Origin of the sequence: Spirosoma aerolatum, assembly GCF_002056795.1 — a bacterium.
Lineage (GTDB): Bacteria > Bacteroidota > Bacteroidia > Cytophagales > Spirosomataceae > Spirosoma > Spirosoma aerolatum.
Genome location: NZ_CP020104.1, coordinates 1,248,851 through 1,266,285 on the forward strand (window position 1 = coordinate 1,248,851; position 17,435 = coordinate 1,266,285).

Annotated in this window: 12 protein-coding genes; 2 read left to right on the top strand and 10 right to left on the bottom strand. The window is 49.4% G+C overall.

The features are described from left to right. Nucleotides 1–47 precede the first annotated feature (47 nt). From B5M13_RS05120 to B5M13_RS05145, 6 genes are all read right to left on the bottom strand, one after another. Nucleotides 48–890: a DUF4097 family beta strand repeat-containing protein gene (locus B5M13_RS05120; protein WP_080054609.1), complete on the bottom strand. Its 843-nt coding sequence runs from the start codon at nucleotides 888–890 to the stop codon at nucleotides 48–50. Next, nucleotides 890–1,756, bottom strand: coding sequence for a DUF4097 family beta strand repeat-containing protein (locus B5M13_RS05125; protein WP_080054611.1), 867 nt, complete (start codon nucleotides 1,754–1,756; stop codon nucleotides 890–892). Before B5M13_RS05125 ends, B5M13_RS05120 begins: the two co-directional genes overlap by 1 nt. A gap of 84 nt (nucleotides 1,757–1,840) precedes the next feature. Further along, complete coding sequence (locus B5M13_RS05130; protein WP_080054613.1) at nucleotides 1,841–2,677, bottom strand: HEAT repeat domain-containing protein; 837 nt, start codon at nucleotides 2,675–2,677, stop codon at nucleotides 1,841–1,843. Beyond that, nucleotides 2,652–3,197 (bottom strand): RNA polymerase sigma factor, encoded by a 546-nt coding sequence (locus B5M13_RS05135; RefSeq protein WP_080054616.1) that lies wholly within the window; start codon nucleotides 3,195–3,197, stop codon nucleotides 2,652–2,654. The genes B5M13_RS05130 and B5M13_RS05135 overlap by 26 nt, the downstream gene beginning before the upstream one ends. A gap of 194 nt (nucleotides 3,198–3,391) precedes the next feature. Next, complete coding sequence (locus B5M13_RS05140) at nucleotides 3,392–5,752, bottom strand: ABC transporter permease (RefSeq protein WP_080054618.1); 2,361 nt, start codon at nucleotides 5,750–5,752, stop codon at nucleotides 3,392–3,394. A gap of 182 nt (nucleotides 5,753–5,934) precedes the next feature. Continuing rightward, the gene (locus B5M13_RS05145; protein WP_080054621.1) at nucleotides 5,935–6,564 is read right to left on the bottom strand and encodes a hypothetical protein; all 630 of its coding nucleotides are present in this window, start codon (nucleotides 6,562–6,564) and stop codon (nucleotides 5,935–5,937) included. A 90-nt stretch (nucleotides 6,565–6,654) separates the two neighbouring features. Between B5M13_RS05145 and B5M13_RS33290 the strand changes: the two genes are divergently transcribed. Further along, complete coding sequence (locus tag B5M13_RS33290; protein WP_155297188.1) at nucleotides 6,655–6,798, top strand: hypothetical protein; 144 nt, start codon at nucleotides 6,655–6,657, stop codon at nucleotides 6,796–6,798. On the opposite strand, the gene B5M13_RS05150 is transcribed toward B5M13_RS33290, so the two are convergent. Continuing rightward, complete coding sequence (locus B5M13_RS05150) at nucleotides 6,784–9,168, bottom strand: ABC transporter permease (RefSeq protein WP_080054623.1); 2,385 nt, start codon at nucleotides 9,166–9,168, stop codon at nucleotides 6,784–6,786. The two genes, B5M13_RS33290 and B5M13_RS05150, sit on opposite strands and share 15 nt — an antisense overlap. Before the next feature lie 94 nt (nucleotides 9,169–9,262). Then, the gene (locus B5M13_RS05155; RefSeq protein ID WP_080054625.1) at nucleotides 9,263–11,623 is read right to left on the bottom strand and encodes an ABC transporter permease; all 2,361 of its coding nucleotides are present in this window, start codon (nucleotides 11,621–11,623) and stop codon (nucleotides 9,263–9,265) included. Between the two features lie 41 nt (nucleotides 11,624–11,664). Here B5M13_RS05155 and B5M13_RS05160 point away from each other — a divergent pair, with 41 nt between their 5' ends. Continuing rightward, nucleotides 11,665–12,108 carry a hypothetical protein gene (locus B5M13_RS05160; RefSeq protein WP_080059809.1) on the top strand — a complete coding sequence of 148 codons (444 nt, stop codon included), beginning with the start codon at nucleotides 11,665–11,667 and terminating at the stop codon, nucleotides 12,106–12,108. 17 nt (nucleotides 12,109–12,125) lie between these two features. On the opposite strand, the gene B5M13_RS05165 is transcribed toward B5M13_RS05160, so the two are convergent. Then, nucleotides 12,126–14,510, bottom strand: a complete 2,385-nt coding sequence (locus B5M13_RS05165) for an ABC transporter permease (RefSeq protein ID WP_080054627.1) — start codon at nucleotides 14,508–14,510, stop codon at nucleotides 12,126–12,128. Between the two features lie 423 nt (nucleotides 14,511–14,933). Beyond that, nucleotides 14,934–17,321, bottom strand: coding sequence for an ABC transporter permease (locus tag B5M13_RS05175; RefSeq protein ID WP_080054632.1), 2,388 nt, complete (start codon nucleotides 17,319–17,321; stop codon nucleotides 14,934–14,936). Nucleotides 17,322–17,435 lie beyond the last annotated feature (114 nt).

Below are 17,435 nucleotides of genomic sequence, written 5' to 3' on the forward strand. Positions count from 1 at the left end.
GTTGATGCATCAGTTTACTGTAAACCGAATCCTGTAAACCATAAACCTTACTTGGCTTTGCGGATGTAGATGTTGCCGTTCATGTTTTTCATCATGATTTCGCGGCCACCTCCGTTAATTTTGCCCTGTACCCAATCGTCGATACTAACCCGATACATACCGTTCTGATTAGTCCGGTTCACTTTCGACTGGGTCTTGTCAACATCAATATCGAAGTCGCTGTACATATCACCCCGGTCTGATTTGAGCTTGACGTTCATTTTTGCATTGGCCGGAAAGGTTACATCCACATTACCGTTGAGGGTCGAAAAGGCCATCGGTGTATCGGCATTGACATTCTTAAAAGTGGCTTTTACGACACCGTTCACGGTGTTGGCTACCGCCGAACCTGCCACATTCGTCAGCTCAATAGCGCCATTGACGTTGTTGACTTCCAGCTCACCCGATACATTATCAACCGTGATTTCGCCGTGATTAACCGTGCCGATACGCAGGTTAAATTGCTGGGGTACTTTAATGGTCAGGTCAATAGGCTGATTGATGGAGTTGGCTTCTATGTTTACCGTATTATTTTTTTCGCGGGCACTTATATCGAGTGGATTACCGGCGCTGATTCGTTTCATACCTGCCGCTGCGCCCCGGTCCCGGTCGTCATCATCGCGTCGGCCTCGTTTGCTCCCACTAGCTACAATGTCGATCACGACATCTTTTCCGCTATAGCCAACTACGTTAATCGAGCCATTTATCAGGTTTACTCGCAGTGTACCCGGCTTGCCGGGGTCGCTCAGTGGGACAACCAGTTGTTCTTTTACGTCATTCTGCGCTAGTATGGAGCCGGCGGTGAGTACGCTTAGTAATAAGGCTACAAGGCTTAATTTAATCGTTTTCATCAGGATTGTTTTTTAATGTAAATGCTTCCGTTTAGTGTTTCAAACTTGAATGTTTTTCCACCAGTACCGATTCGGACGGCAGTGGTTTTGTTGAGCTTGTAGACGGTGCCGCTGCCCGTTTTCTGTTCTGATTTAACAGCCTCCATCGGTAAGGCTTCGGCATTGGGGAAATCGGTGTAAAAACTGCCATGCATACTTTTGAACTGAAGATCGGCCGACAGATTAGGCTGATAGGTTACCCGAATATCGCCGTTGATGGTATGATAAAACGAGTTTTCAGGCGGATTGCCCAAGTACTTGATATCGACGGCTCCGTTTACTGTGTTGGCATCGGTGGTACCTTTGATGTTGGTTAGTGTAATTGCTCCGTTGACATTCCGGGCTTTCACCGTGCCACTCACATCGTTCACCGTCACTTCACCCCGGTTAACGGTCGAGACGACGAGGTTCATGTGATTGGGCACTTTCACTGTAAAATCGAGGGTAAAATCATACTCAATATCGCGGTCATTGTTCCAGTTGTTGCGCCGTTGCCGACGAGGGCGCGAGTCGAACGGTTCGGCGATGTAAACCGTAACGCTGTCGCCTTTCTGGTCGAAACCGAGTTGAAATTCTTTCTTGCCAATCTCCAGGTCAGCATTGGTTTTGGCCGTGATCGCTTTGTCGACTTCGACAATAACCTTGTCGCCCGAATAGCCTTCGACTTTGACGAAGCCGTTGATGTTGTACAGGGCAAATACGTTGCTGGAGCCTTTTGAGACCGTAAATTCTTTACGGATGTGTTCTTTGGCCTCCTGGGCGCTGGCCGGTGTTTGGGCACAAGAGAGCACCAGCCCCGCCAAAACGGGGATCATAAACAGTTGCATAGCTTTTTGGGGTTTATGGTTTTAGTAACGCGGGTGGAAACCCGCACATCGATCTGGAATCGCGGGTTTCCACCCGCGTTACAATCAGGACAGTTCCCGAATACTTTGTTCAATTTTACCTTTGACCATGTGGTTCAGGTTATCGTCGCGGAGTAATTGCCGAAGGGGCTTAATGGATCGTTTTTCCTGCAATTTCACCATCACATCGGCCAGTGCCGACTGCACCAGGGGCGAGTCCTGCTGGGCAATCGATTGGACTAACCCTTCTCTGGCTTTGGGATTATCGGCCAGTTTAGCCAGCGCTTCGAGCGTAACCAGCCGGACGTTCACGTTTGAGTCGTTGTTTAATGTTGTCAGCAGGGCGTCGATGACTTTATCGTCGACCTCATTGATTTCTTCCGTATAGCTCACCGCCCGGAGCCGCTCGGAAGCCGCCGGATTTTCCAGTAGCGAGAGCATCATCATCTGACGCATCTGTTCCACCTGCCGCGACAGTGTGTCGACCTGCTGTTGATAGGCTACCGTGGGCGTACTGGATCGCTGGAACCAGTACCCGGCCGCTATTCCGACTGCCAGCAGCGCTATGCTGTAGGCCAGCCGCATGGCGTACTGGGGTGTCCAGAGCTGGCGAAGTTTGGCTAGTAGTGTTTCGAATATACTTTCCTTTTCGACAGCCGTTGTGTCCTTATACGTGTCGAGCATAGCCTGAAACCGTACCCTTGCGGCCGCACTTGGTTCGGGAGCAGGTAACTTGCCCATTAGTTGCCAGAGTTGCCGGGTCGATTCGGCATCTTCCCGACAGGCCGAACAGTCTGCCAGGTGCGCTTCCATAATCGCTCGTTCACCATCGGGTAGCTGGTTGCTGAGCCATTCGCTGAATTGTTCCTGCGTTTGTTCACAGTTTATAGGCAGTTTTTCCATTCTCAAGAGTCAGATAAATTTTTTTTAACTCAGCCATTGCCCGATGGACCCGCACTTTTATCGCACCTTCTGTCGTGTTGAGTACACGGGCAATTTCCTCGTACTTCAATTCCTGATACCGGCTAAGTACCAACACTTCGCGATTATCAGGACTCAGTTTGGCCATGGCCCGGTTCAGCGTATCCAGCTCCTGTTCTTTCTGGAATCGCTCGTCGGCCATTGGGCCCCCGCCAATTCGCTCGGCAACTTCGGCCAGGTCGTACTGCTGCGAACTTTGTTTGTTCTGCTTGCTATGATCGACCAGAACATTGCGGGCCAGGTGATACATCCAGCTTCTGAACTCGCCATCGCCCGTGAAGGTATGCCGGTATTTCAGCATTCGGTAAAACACCGTTTGCAGCATGTCTTCACTAGCCTCCCGCTGGTTGGTCATATGGAACAGGAAGCCGAACAAGGGCCGATGGTATCGCTCGAAGAGTAAGCCCATCGTGTCCAGATTTCCTGCTTTTACCTGCAGCATGAGTGCGTTGTCTGTCAGCGCGTTCAAACCGTTTTGCTATTGCGTTTAGTGGGTTTTGGACTGGAAACTGCGGAAGTTGAGCAAGGTTACAGAGAAAGGGAAAATTTTTTTGAGCGTAGGGCATTGGGGTAAGGGCAGAGGGTAGCCTTTGCTAGATACCCTCTGCCCTTACCCCAATGCCCTACGCTCAAAAACTACTCGGCCTTCAACGCATCCACAGGATTTAACTTAAGAGTTTGCCAGAGCTTGAGCAGGATGGTCGAAAAGGCGATGGTCAGCACAGCTATAGCCGAGAGGATGATAGCGACCGCCGAAACGCCATTGTTGATTTTGAACACGCTGTTCATGATCATGATCGCCATATAGTAGCCTAACGAACAACCGACAAGCGTGGCTATAGCCAAAATCCAGAGGTAGTTTTTATGCAGTACCCAGCCTACCTGCGCTCCGGTAGCGCCTAATACCCGCCGAACCGCTACCTCACGCATTCGTTTCAGTACATTGAGTGAGATCAATGAGAACAGGCCCGAAATAGCCAACAATACTGTAACCAGCGAGAAAACGCCCATTGTTTCGGCAATACTGGTCGACACGGATTCGGCTTCGGCCAGGGCGTTGTTGAGGTAAACACCATCAAATGGTTTATAGGGAAACAGTCGTTTCCAGGTTTTCTCGAGTTCAGCAAATACCTGCTTTTGATGTTCAGCTTTCACGCGGGCAATAAAATAGACAAACCGGCTGGGTGGTACGGGCCGGATAATAGCCGAAGAAATGGGACGAAACGGTGTATTAGTCATAAAATCGCGCACGACTCCGCCGATCTGATACGTGGTTGAATCAAGTCGGATGGACTGACCGATGAGTGGTTTACCTTCACCAAATTCACGCAAAAAGGTTTCGTTGACCAGTACTGTCTGGGCGGGCTGGTCGCCCTGAAGCGGGAGCAGTGGCTGACCATCGCGAAGCTCAATCTGGAGCATTCGCAGAAAATCATCGCCCACGTTATACAGCATACTCTCGTGCGACTCACTATTCAGGTTGAAATTGGTCATGCTGTAGCTAAAACCGGGCAGATTCTGCGTACCCCCAACGGCTTCAATGTTCGGAATCGACTGAGCGGCTGTTTTGAAAACCTGCCAGGTCGATTCATCATACACATAAGCCCCGATGACATTTTGCCGGTCATAACCCACATTGGCGGTTCGATTGAACTCGGCATTGCGTTCAAAACTAAGTCCGGTAACCACGGCTGTTAGGGAAATGGCAATCTGTATCCCCATCATAATGCGGGAGAAAAGCCCTGAGCCCCCAAAACGCAGGGCTCCCCGGAAAATATGAGTCGGACGAAAGGCACTCACGTAAAAAGCAGGGTAAGAACCGGCCAGGAGCGTAACAAAAATCAATAAGCCAAGCAGAAAAGCAAGTACTGTAGGCTGGGTATAGTCGATGGTCAGTTCCAGATACGACCACATATGGTTGTACCAGATTACGATCGGATAAGCCAGAATCATGCCCAGCAAAATCGACAGCGTACAGATTACGCTCGATTCGGTAAGTAACTGCACCACTAATTGGCTTTGCGTTCCCCCAAGCACTTTTCGAACGCCTATTTCACGCAGCCGACCATTACAGACCGCAATGGTCATATTGGCAAAGTTCAAAGCAGCCGTCAGTAGAATCATAATGGCCATTGCCACGGTTCCCCAAACAGCCGCAGCGGGCAGCGATGGATATAAGCTGTTGTTTCGCAGGCTGCGGCCAGAAAGAGCCACTGTAGCAAAGGGCTCAACGACGAATCGGCTGATTTTCCAATCCGGGTCGGCCGATTGCTGGCGAGCCACAAAGTTAGCCAGGGAAGCTTCAACCGCTGTTCGGTCGGAAGCGTGCTTTAGCAGCAGGAATACGGCATCGGCCCGGTATTCCCAATTGGTATAATCGACGGGCTTATTGTTGTCAAACTGGTTGGAAAGGTGCGTCAGGAAGTCGAATCGGATGCTGGATTGCTTTTGCTGACTATCGATCACACCGCGTACGGTCAGTACTTTTTTGAACGGCTGATCGGCATATACAATAATGGATTTGCCAATCGGGTTTTCACTACCGAAATACTTTGTGGCAATCTCGTTTGAAATCAGAACGCTCGACGGGTCAGAAAAATCGGCCGAGCCTTTAATGATCTTAAAATCAAAAACACGGAAGAAATTGAGGTCGGCGAAATGTAGAACTTCGTTAAAGGTATTATCGCCGTACTTGACTACGGCCCGGCGGGCTTCAAATCGTACCCCCGTTTCAACGCCCGAAATTTGCTGGGCATCTGTAGCTAGTGGCGATGGGCAAGTGCCATACAGCGTCAGGTTATCCGCTTTTACGCTCTCGACCCGAACAATGCGGGCGCGGTTTCTATGCCAGTTGTCGAAGGTATGCGCGTACTGGTAATTCAGAAAAGCCAATATCCCAAAACCAATGCCGATGCTTAGTCCCAGTACATTGATGATAACGTACCGAAAGTTGCGTTTAAGGTTACGGGTCGTGATGCTGAGATAGTTACGGAACATGAGAAGTGGGCGGAATAAAGAAACGAAGTAAAGTAAATAAAAAATTAGATATTAACTAATTCTCTATTTGTTTACACTTGATGGCCCATAACTGGAAAAACGGGAAAGGCAGAAGGGAGAAAAGGAACAGGGCTTTCGTAGCCTTACTCCTTTTCTCCCTTCTGCCTTTCCCGTTTTTCCAGTTATTGATTCACCGTTTTGATACCGAAGCTGCGTTCGGTTTCACGGATAATGGCTTGTTTTTCGCGTTCGCTCTTGCCAAGTACATTGGCTGTACGTTCAATGATCAGTTCCTCGCCGTCTTTCATAAACGTATACTGCATCCAGAGCCGACCGTTTTCTTTGTCTTCCTGAACTTTCACCGATTGGGGCGACACCTCGCTGGGTGAGTACGAAGGATTGGCTTTGGCTTCGGTAGAAAACTCATACATTTTCTCCTTCTCTTCTGAGTTTCTGGAATAAGCTATCCGTTGTTCATCATAAGATGCCTGCTGGGCTGGCGAATAATCGGATTTGTATGATTTCTCCTTGCTCCAGCTATCCCGCTTGTGGCTTGTCGTAACGGCTACGGCTGGCTCGCTAAACGCGCGTTCCAGCGAATCGATGATGCTGTTTTCCAGGGCTTTTACTTCGCTTTTCTCCATCTCCGATACATCGAACGAGCGGTTGTAATGCAGCGAATTTCCGGCCTCCTGCATATCAACACGAATCCGTAAATGCCGACCATCCGTCGATACATGTTTGCTCGACGACCGTTGTGCTATTGCACCAAAGCTAACCGCAACCAATACCAGCGTAAACAGCGTTTTCATGAATCGGCAGAAATAAAGTTAAGTAAAATTACTCCCCTCTATCATCATGCCAAGAGTGTATTGGCTTGTTAATCAATTTGTTCGCTATATATGAAGAAATTGAATGTCCGAAATCGGACAAAACGCTGTACGCCAGTGGACAAAGGGCTGGGTGCTAAGAGCGTGGTGTATGGCGTAGTAAACCAGCCGCCAGGCACCATGCTCCCAACTCCCAACTATTCACTCGTTCCGTAAACTCTTCACAGGATTCATCAGGGCGGCTTTGGCGCTTTGAAAACTGATGGTCAACAGGGCGATGACGACGGCTAACAGGCCCGCCAGCGCAAACAACCACCAAGACAAATTAATTTTATAGGCGAAAGACTGGAGCCAGCTATTCATGAAATAATAGCCGACGGGAATGGCTACTAGCATCGCAATCAGAACTAGCTTCAGAAAATCGGTCGATAGCAGCGTCATCAAACTCATTACCGAGGCACCCAGCACTTTTCGGATGCCAATTTCTTTCGTTCGCATTTCGGCCGTAAATGTAGCCAGCCCAAACAAGCCCAGACAGGAGATCAGAACCGCAACCAGGGCGAAGGCATTGAACAACGTAGCCGTGCGGGCTTCGGTTTTGTAAAGTCGATCAAATGTTTCATCCAGAAATGTGTATTCCAGCGGACGGCTCGGTACCAGCTCGGTCCAGATTTGCTGAATAGCTTTAATGGCGTCGGCCTCTTTGCCCGGTACAATTTTTACGTAAATACCACTGCGCCAGCCCGGATTGTTGAACATCACCAGCGGACTGATTTCTTCGTGTAGGCTTTTGAAATGAAAGTCCCGAACAACGCCGAGTACGACCCCTTTCGATCCCTGAAAATGGAAACGCTGACCAACAACGGGCTTGTGTAGCTTAAATTTTCGGACGGCCGCTTCGTTCAGAACAACATTATGCTCGTCGGCCGTATTATTTTCGGCAAACCAGCGTCCTTCGGCCATTTTTAGGTTGAATACGTTCTGGTACGAAGGCTCGACCGAAATCTGGCCGACGGTGGGCTGAAAATCGGCCGGGCGGCCATCCCAGTCGAGGCTCCCACTATGGGCGCTTTTGATTTCCACAATGTTCTGGCTGGCAATGGTCGCTTCTTTAATGCTGGAATGTTGCAGGAGCTTGCTTTTCATCACTTGTGGATCGACCTTGGGCTGAACTCCCCAGGGAATGGTAAGCGACAGAATGTGATCGCGGTCGTAACCCAGTTTTGTGGTGCGAATGAACTTGATTTGATAGTAAACGACCAGCATGGCGATCAGGAAGGCAATGGAAATCGTGAACTGAACAACCACCAGGCTTTTGCGGAACAGGCTGTTGGTCGATCCCAGCACATTGAGGCCCCGTATGGCCCGGACGGGTTGAAACGACGACAGGAGCACCGCCGGGTAAATGCCGGTCAGAACGATAGCGGTCAATATAGTACCAACCAGAACTACCCACAACGAGGGGTTTCCAAAATGGATGGAAAAGGATTTGTTGGTCAGGCTATTAAATACAGACAGGAAGCTATAGGTACATACCAGCGCAATCCCCAGCGCTACCGCACACATCAGAATAGATTCCAGCATAAACTGGGCAAATAGTTGCGAATGACCGGCCCCGATGATCTTTTTTACCCCCACTTCTTTAGCTCGAACACTGGCCCGGGCAGTCGTCAGATTCACGTAATTGATACACGCCATAAGCAGAATGGCCAGGGCCAGCCCAAAGAAAATGTAAACGGTCCGTCGGTCGCCCTGTTCACTGCCGTATCGATCGACGGTGTCGAAGTGCATATCGGTCAGGGCTTCCAGTTCGAGGGTGATGCTGGTATCAGGTTTCTTAGTTTTTTCGTCTGGCTTGGCCACCTGAACGATTTGGGTTAGTTTTTTGCTGACTTTTTTCGCATCGGCTCCGGGGCGGAGAACCACGTACGTTTCGTAATTGAAATTGTTCCAGTTGTTCTCATTTTTATACGTGTCCGGATTCGAAAGGTGGGCCGATAAAGGGATCAGACAATCATACTGAAAACTCGAGCTGACCGGGTTATCTTTAAAAACAGCCCGTACCACATAATCCAGCGTATCGATACGGACCAACTGCCCAACGGCTTTAGCTGAACCAAACAGCTTGGTAGCTTTTGATTCGGTTAGGGCAATGCTACGCATGTTGCGATTAAAATCGGTCAGGTTACCATCGACAAGCGCGTAATCGAATACTGAAAACCAATTTTCATCGACACAGGCGACCTTCGGTTCCTGAATCAATTGGTCACCAATTTTCATCGTCAGGCCGTTCCAGAAGGGCTTGGAAAGGCGGGTGATTGTTTCCACTTCGGGCAACCGCCTGGCCAGTTCTGCCAGCGGTAAGGGCGTTGTGGACCAGTGCCAGGTTTCTTCTTTATTAACCTGATTATGGCTGATAATCGGATAGGTACGGGCCGATTTGGCGTGATAACTATCAAAACTTAACTCGTTTTGTACCCATAGCAGAATAAGCACCGATGCCGCCATTCCGACAGCAAGACCTGTTACGTTCAACAAACCAAATAGTTTGGTTTTTAGGAGATTACGAATAGCAAATCGAAGCATAGGGAAGGAGGTTAAAAAAGCGAGGAGCAGGGGGCATGGAGCGCGGTGCGGGGAGCAGGGATTGTTTTACTCCATGCTCCCCACACCATGCTATTTATTCCGTTTTAAGTGATTTTGCTGGATTGATCAGAGCCGCTTTTATCGATTGGAACGACACGGTTAGCAAGGCAATACCTACGGCCAGCAGGCCCGCCAGCACAAACATCCACCACTGAATCTGAACTTTGTACTCGTAGTCGGCCAGCCATTTATCCATCGCGTACCAGGCTATGGGCGAGGCAATCAGGATCGAGATGATCACCAGCCGCACAAAGTCTTTGGACAGTAACGCAACGACACTGAGTATGGATGCACCCAAAACTTTGCGAATGCCAATTTCTTTGGTGCGTTGCTGGGCCGTAAACGTTGCCAGACCAATCAAACCCAGGCATGAAATAAGGATCGTCAGGCCAGCGAACAGGCCCGAAAGGGTGGCAATCCGTTGTTCGTTATCGAATTTTCGGGCATACTCCTGATCGATAAATTTATAATCGAACGGATATTCCGGGTTATATTTTTTGAAAATAGCCTCGGCTTTGCGTAGGTTCTGTTCGGTTGAATTGGCCGGGTTCAGTTTGATATGCATGATACTGAGCCAGCCTTTACTACCTTCGATGGCCATTGGCTTGGTTGGGAAATAGGGCGACTGAAGAATAAAATCTTTAATGACCCCCACCACGTGCCAGTCGCGTCCATTGTCTTGTACGACCTGACCAATTGGCTGTTTAAAGCCCATTAATTTGACGGCCGACTCGTTCAGAATCATCGCTGTTGAGTCGCTGGGGTATTGTTTCAGGTCGAAGTCGCGGCCCTGTACCAGTTGTAGGCCCGTCGTTTTAATCAGGTTATCGTCGGCACCGAACCGATCAATGATGGTTTTGTCATTTTGAGCTTTCCCTGCCCATTGAAAGCCCCAGCTATTGCTCCATCCCTGCGTAAGTGGTGCACTGGTTTTGCTGATCGAAACAGCTACCTGGCTGGCCATCAGCTCGTTCTTGATGAGTTCGTAGTTTTTGCCAATATCACCCGACAGGCTGTGATAGATCAGATTGTCTTTAGCATAGCCCATGCTTCGGTCGCGGGCGTACTGAATCTGCTCACGAACAATGATGGTGCTGATTATCAGCATAACGGCAAAGGTGAACTGAAGTACAACCAGCACTTTCCGGGGCGTTATGAGGGCATTTACCTTTCGGAAGTGGCCCTTTAACACGTTTACGGGTTTAAAAGATGAGAGAAAAAATGCTGGATAACTACCCGCCAGCAGTCCGGCCAGCAGCACAAAACCGCCGAAAAAGAACCAGGCATACAGTTGGTTGTAAGGAACCGACAGGAGTTTGTCGGTCAGCGTGTTGAAGGCGGGTAAACTGGCCTGCACAATACCAAGGGCGGCAATGCCCGCCAGAAAAGCAATTAAAATAGACTCGCCCAGGAACTGAGCAATCAGTGAACCGCGCTGTGCTCCCGATGCTTTCCGAATGCCCACCTCTTTGGCTCGTTTCTCGCTGCGGGCCGTACTTAGGTTCATAAAATTGATGCAGGCAATCAGCAGAATAAAAATGGCGATGAGGCCGAAGAGTTTGACAAAATCAATCAGGCCCCCGTTTTCGACACCATGAGTAAAACTGGAGTATAACCGCCACCGGCTCATGGGATAGAGAAAAACCTCGCCTTTCGGGTCGTCTTTATCATACCGTTTACGCAGCAATTTTAACTTGGGCTCTATGGAGGCCAGCGTGGCCTTCGGTTTCAATTCGACATACGTTTGGGTTGAATTATTGCCCCAATATTCGTCGTCATTGCCGTTTTGTCTGTTGTAGGCCCAGGATAGTAGATACTCAAAGTTGAAGCGGGTGTTGGTGGGCAGGTCTTTCAACACGCCGGTTACGGTGAATAAATCCTTGTTGTTCAGTTTTACAGTACGACCCATGGGGTCAGTATTGCCGAACAACTTTTGCGCCAGCTTCTCGGTAACGACAAGGGTATTCGCCCCATTCAGTACCGTTTTTGGATTGCCCCGCAGCAAAGGGAAACTGAACATGCTCAGGAACGTCGAATCTACGACATTACCTTTTACCACCAGCCGTTTATCGCCAACCGTAAATAGCATGTCCTGGGTCCAGTCGACACGGGCTGTGCGTTCTACTTCCGGGAAATCACGGGTCATGGTCTTCGCCAGCACCCGTGGCGTCGTATTCCAGCATTCGAGTTTATTGCTGAAAATCGACCGATTCCAGGCTTCATAAATTCGGTCCTTCTTTTCATGAAACTGATCGTAGCTGAGTTCGTGCTGGATCCAGAGAATAATCAGAATGGCACTGGCCATGCCGATAGACAGACCGACGATGTTGATAACCGAAAAGCCCTTACTGCGCAATAAATTTCGAAGCGCTATTTTGAGGTAGTTGGTTAGCATAGGTGTATGTATTAAATTTGTTTGAAACCGACGACAAGGCTATGTATAATTCACCGATGAACGCTCCGTTTTTTGTTCATGATGACATGAGCGTTTATGGGCTTAAAGCTCATCAACGGATTATTTCTAAGCTCAATTCAGGATTGGGACCGCTTTTTTACCACAAGCATACGTTACATCTGGAGCCGTTGCCAGAAACAATGCTTAATGAAGGCGAAGCTAGCCCCGTTCCTGACTTAATTCTTTACGACAATCAAAATCGGGTCACACCTATCATAATCGAAGTTTGTCATACAGATGGCCTTCGTCGGGACTTACGGAAGGTCATTAGGCTTATCGACGATGATGACTATGGCATTATCGAAGGTTTTATCTACGACTACATCGCTAACCAGTGGTTCCGCTATCGAATGGGTGATGGTGGTTTACCAACCGAATCGTCCTTCTCAGAGCTACTTCAACTAGACTTAAATCAATTCCTTTAAGCCCTTCCTGGCTCTTTTTATTCCGTTTTAAGTGATTTAACTGGATTCATCAAGGCAGCTTTTATACTTTGGAAACTGACGGTAGCCAGGGCAATAACGGTAGCAATCAGACCGGCCAGTAGGAAGAACCACCAGGCAAGCTCGATCTTGTAGGCAAAACTTTGCAGCCATTGATTGGCAATGTACCAGGCAACCGGTGTAGCCACGACGATTGCGATGAGAACCAGCTTGAGAAAATCCTTGCTCAGCAAGGCGACAATACTCGCCACCGAAGCGCCCAATACTTTCCGAACACCAATCTCTTTCGTCCGGGCTTCAGCGGCAAAAGCAGCCAGCCCAAACAAGCCCATGCAGGCAATTAATACGGCCAGTATAGTAAAGGTAAGTAAGACATGTCCCTGTTTTTGCTCGGCCTGATACTGTTGGGAGAAGTTCTCGTCCAGAAAATGGAAGCTTAACTCCGCATCGGGGTCAAATTTCTGGTAAACCGACTGGATATAAGCCAGTGCTTCGGTTGTTTTGGCAGGCCGAATGCGCACATACAGATTATCTTTTTGATCAGGAGCGGGCATTTGCAACACCAGTGGCTCAATTTTATGCTGGAGCGAGTACGTATGGAAGTCCTTGACAACGCCGATCACCCGTGCTTCAACGGTTTGATCTTTGCCCAGGAAATACTTGACTCGCTTACCCACCGGATGCTGCCACCCCAGCGTTTTGGCCAGGGTTTCATTCACAAGCACCGCGCCAAACCCATCACTGATCGACTCGGTAAAGTTGCGACCGTCCAATAGTTTGATTTGCATTGTATTCAGGTAATCGGCATCGACCTGGAACGTTTGAACGACCTGCGTGCTCGTTGGCATGATACCATTTTGCTCGAAAAACATGCCATTGGTGCCGATGTTGTTGTTGCCAATCGGATTGGTGGCGGCCGATACCTGCTCAATCAGCGGACTTTTTCGCAGCTCTTCTTTCAACGATTGAATCTGTTTGCGGACGCCCTGATTATCCAGATGGAAGGTTAATACTTGGTCTTTATTGAAGCCCAGGTCTTTATGCAAAAAATAACCCATCTGACGGTAAATAACCCACGAACAGGTAATCAGGACAACAGCCGCAACGAACTGAAACACAACCAGTGCTTCGCGGAATCGGCTGCCGCCGAGTTTCGTCCCCAGCCGTCCATTGAGAGCTATTACCGGCCGGAAGCCGGAAAGAAGAAATGCCGGATAAAGACCACTGCCAACGCCCAGCAAAACGGTAAATGCCATCAGCACCAGACCCGTAGCCACAGGGCCATATTGACTTAACGTCAGCGATTTGCCTGCCAGGTCATTGAACAGAGGTAAGGCTGACTTGGCTACTATTAGTCCGACCAGACTAGCTAGAAATGCCATCAGCATCGACTCGGTCAGGAACTGGCTTATCAACTGACCACGACGGGAGCCAATTGCTTTCCGAACGCCTACTTCGCGGGTACGGGCAATAGATCGGGCGGTGTAGAGGTTGACATAGTTGATACCGGCAATCAGTAAAATCAGGGCAGCCACCACGGCAAAGGTATAAATGGTGGTACTGTTGCCGTTTGGACTAAGTTCGTAATCCAGGTGCGAATGCAGGTGAATGGAGGTTATGGGCTGTAACTCCATCCGGTAGGTTACGTCGCCCATTTCCCGTTTAAGGTATTTGGGGAAGAACGAAGCCAGTTTAGGTTCCAGCGTTTTGTAATCGCTGCCTTTGGCTAGCAGCAAGTAGGTATACAGCTCAAAATTCTGCCAGCCGTTGGTATAATTGTCGGGTAGCGAACGCAGGGCACTGAATTGTAAATGTGAGTTGGACGGAGTATCCTCGATCACCCCTGTCACCTTGTTGGGAAAGTGGTTGCTGAATTCAATTGTCTGTCCAACGGCTTTAGCGGCATCGCCAAACAGTTTTTCGGCCAGGCTTTTGGTCAGAACGATACTTTGCGGCTGCGTGAGGGCGCTGGCTGGATCGCCGTATAGAAACGGGAAGGAGAAAACGTCGAAGACCGTTTTATCGGCAAACATGATGTCGCCAACGTCCAGTTTTTTATCCTTGTACGTGATCTGTCCACCTCCTTCGGGATGAATGCGTACGGTTTTTTCAATGTCAGGGTATTCGGCCTTTAGCGCGTCGGCAAAAGGGGCAGATGTAGGTGCCAACTGGAGGTTACCACCGGGCCAGTTCGCATAGTGAACGACCCGAACAATCCGGTCGGCATGGGTATGAAAACGGTCGTAGCTGAGTTCGTGAATGATGTACAGGCTCATCAGCCCGACAGCCGCCAGACCAATCCCCATGCCTACAACGTTGAGACTACTAAACAGGCGGTTTTTCCAAAGATTCCGCAGTGCGATTTTGAGGTAGTTTCTGATCATGACCGGCGTTTAGTGTTAAGATACTACGCCTACAACAAATACACGACCAAATCTTTTTATTAGAGTTATGCTATTGACTGTCAGTGGTATAACTTGTTGGATATTGAACATCTTTGTCCGCAAACGGACGCCCAGTTGTCATTTACGGACAGGCGGCCCGGCGGGATTTAGCTGATTTGACTGATCGACCCTGATTTTCTAACAGCATTCAAAGAAGGTGGTCAGTCAAATCACGAAGCTGTTTAAACTTTCCTGCTTAGAACAGAAATTGGAGTGTTTTGTCATGCTGACGAAGGAAGCATCTTCGGTAACAGCATTCTTATAGCTATCGAAGATGCTTCCTTCGTCAGCATGACAAAAACGCCCCTGTTTGGGCTCCATCTGTAAAAATTTAAACAGCTTCCACATAAACCCCGGTTCAGACTACTCGCTGCGCAAGCTTTTCACCGGATTGGTTATGGCGGCTTTTACGCTTTGGTAAATAACCGTTGCCCAGCAAATCAGGAGGGTAAGCACGCAGGCAGCTATAAATACCCAAACGCCGATGTCGGTTTTGTACGGGAAATTCTGCAACCATTTATACATCGAATACCAGGCTATGGGTATCGCGATGGGAAACGAGAAGAGCACCAGTTTCGTGAAGTCTTTCGATAGCAGCACCACCACACTCGACACCGATGCGCCCAGCACCTTCCGAACGCCAATTTCTTTGACCCGCTGCTCGGTGGTAAAGGTCGCCAGGCCAAACAGCCCCAGACAGGCAATCAGGATAGTCAGCGCTGAAAAAGCAGTGAAGATGCGACCCCGTAGCTCATCGGCCTCATAGGCCGACGCAAAGTCCTGATCCAGAAAGCGGTATTCAAACAACTTGTCGGGGTAGGTTTCGCGCCATGTCTTGCCGATGAAAGCCAGCGTTTGTTCCACGTTCTGGGGCTGTATTTTGATGTGAATCACAGGATTGGCACGCCGACAAAGGATAATCAGCGGCTCAATCGGATTGTAGAGCGACTGCTGATGGAAGTCTTTGACAACGCCGATTACCTGTGCTGTTGGCGGGCTTGGCTGACCATTTTGCGGTAGACCGCCCAGAATCACTTTTTTGCCCAGCGGTTCTTTCCAGCCCATGCGTTGTACGGCTGCCTGATTGACAATGACGGAGTTGAGCGTATCGGCGGGAATTTTATCGGAAAAATCACGCCCCTGTACAACGTTCATCCCCATCGTTCGGAGGTAATCGTAATCGACCTGCATCGGTTTGAAGCCCATCTCTTTCAGGCCGGTATTCGACTCGACGGTGAAAATGACCCGGCCGCCAATATTGCTGGTGGGTGAGGAGGCTGAAGCTACTTCCCGAATGTTTGGATTGGCTAGCAGACTATTGCGCAAGGAATAAAAACGCTCGCGGGGTTGCCGGTCCTGGTAGTTGACGGTCAGCACCTGCTCGCGGTCGTACCCCATGTCATGATTGCGCATGAAGTTCAGTTGCTTATACACAATCCAGGTGCAGATGAGCATGATGAGCGAGATGGAAAACTGCGCAACAACCAACGCTTTTCGGAAGAAACTACCGCCTTTGGCATTGAACGACCCTTTGAGCACCGCTGCCGGTTCGAAAGCTGATAGATAGAATGCTGGATAACTACCGCTGATGAAGCCTGTAAACACGACAATGGACAAGGCTATCAACAGAAACTGTGGTCGGAGTAATTCGACAAAATGGATGTCTTTACCCGAAACGCTATTGAAAAAGGGGAGCAGAATCAAGACCAGAATCAGGCTGGATACCAACGCCAGTACCGTCATCAGAACGGATTCGGTCAGGAATTGAGCCATTAGTCGGCTTCGCAACGAGCCCATCACTTTTCGAAGACCAACTTCTTTAGCCCGCTTGGCTGAACGGGCCGTTGCCAGATTCATGTAGTTTATACTCGCAATCAGGAGCATAAAAAAAGCAACCGCACTGAACGTATAGACGTACCCGATATTGCCGTTCGATTCACCTTCCATGTTCGAATACAGGTGGATACTCGTCAGCGGTTGGAGTTCGTAAGTAACTTTGATGCCCATCCGTTTGAAGATAGGGCCGATGTATTTATCGTACACCTGCGGAAACTTACTGACCAGTATATTGGTGTCGAAATGCTCGGGCAACACGAGGTAGCTATAGATGTAAAAACCGCCCCAAACCGTAGCCGCCTGCCGTTCGTCCCGGCCTGTCGATAGCAGAGCGTTGAAGGTAAAGTGGGAGTTTTTGGGAATGTCTTCCAGTACGCCCGTTACTTTGTAGAAGGTTGTATCATTGGTTTGTAACGACTGCCCCAGTGCGCTATTCGAACCGAAAAATTTCTGAGCAGCTGTCTCCGTCAGGACCACACTACCCGGCTGATTGAGTGCTGTTTTGGGATCGCCTTCTACAAATTTGTAGCTGAATACGTCGAACACCGTAGAGTCGGCCGAATAGACGTTTTCCTCATAAAATCGTTTCTCCCCCTGCCGAAACAGCATCCGACCATAGGGAAAGAACCGCACGTAGTTTTTTACGAACGGGTAATCTTTTTTCAGCGTGGGCGCCAGCGCCGGTTGGGTACTGCTCCAGCGGTTCACTTTATCCGGCTCGGTAATGTGTGAAACGATGCGGTAAATCTGCGAAGCCTTGGCCTGATACCGATCGTAGCTAAGCTCGTCGGTCACGTAGAGCAGTAGAAGTAATCCACAGGTGACCCCAATGGTCAGACCCAGAATGTTGATCAGGCTGTAAAACTTGTCTTTGCGCAAGTTCCGCCAGGCGATTTTCAGATAATTAAGGAGCATAGGAGTAAGGGGAAAGGAGCAGGGAGCAAGGAGTCGGGAGCGAGGAGTTGGGAGTAGTAATGGAGGACGTACTCCCTACTCCCAGCCCCTCGCTCCATGCACCTTGCCCCTCGC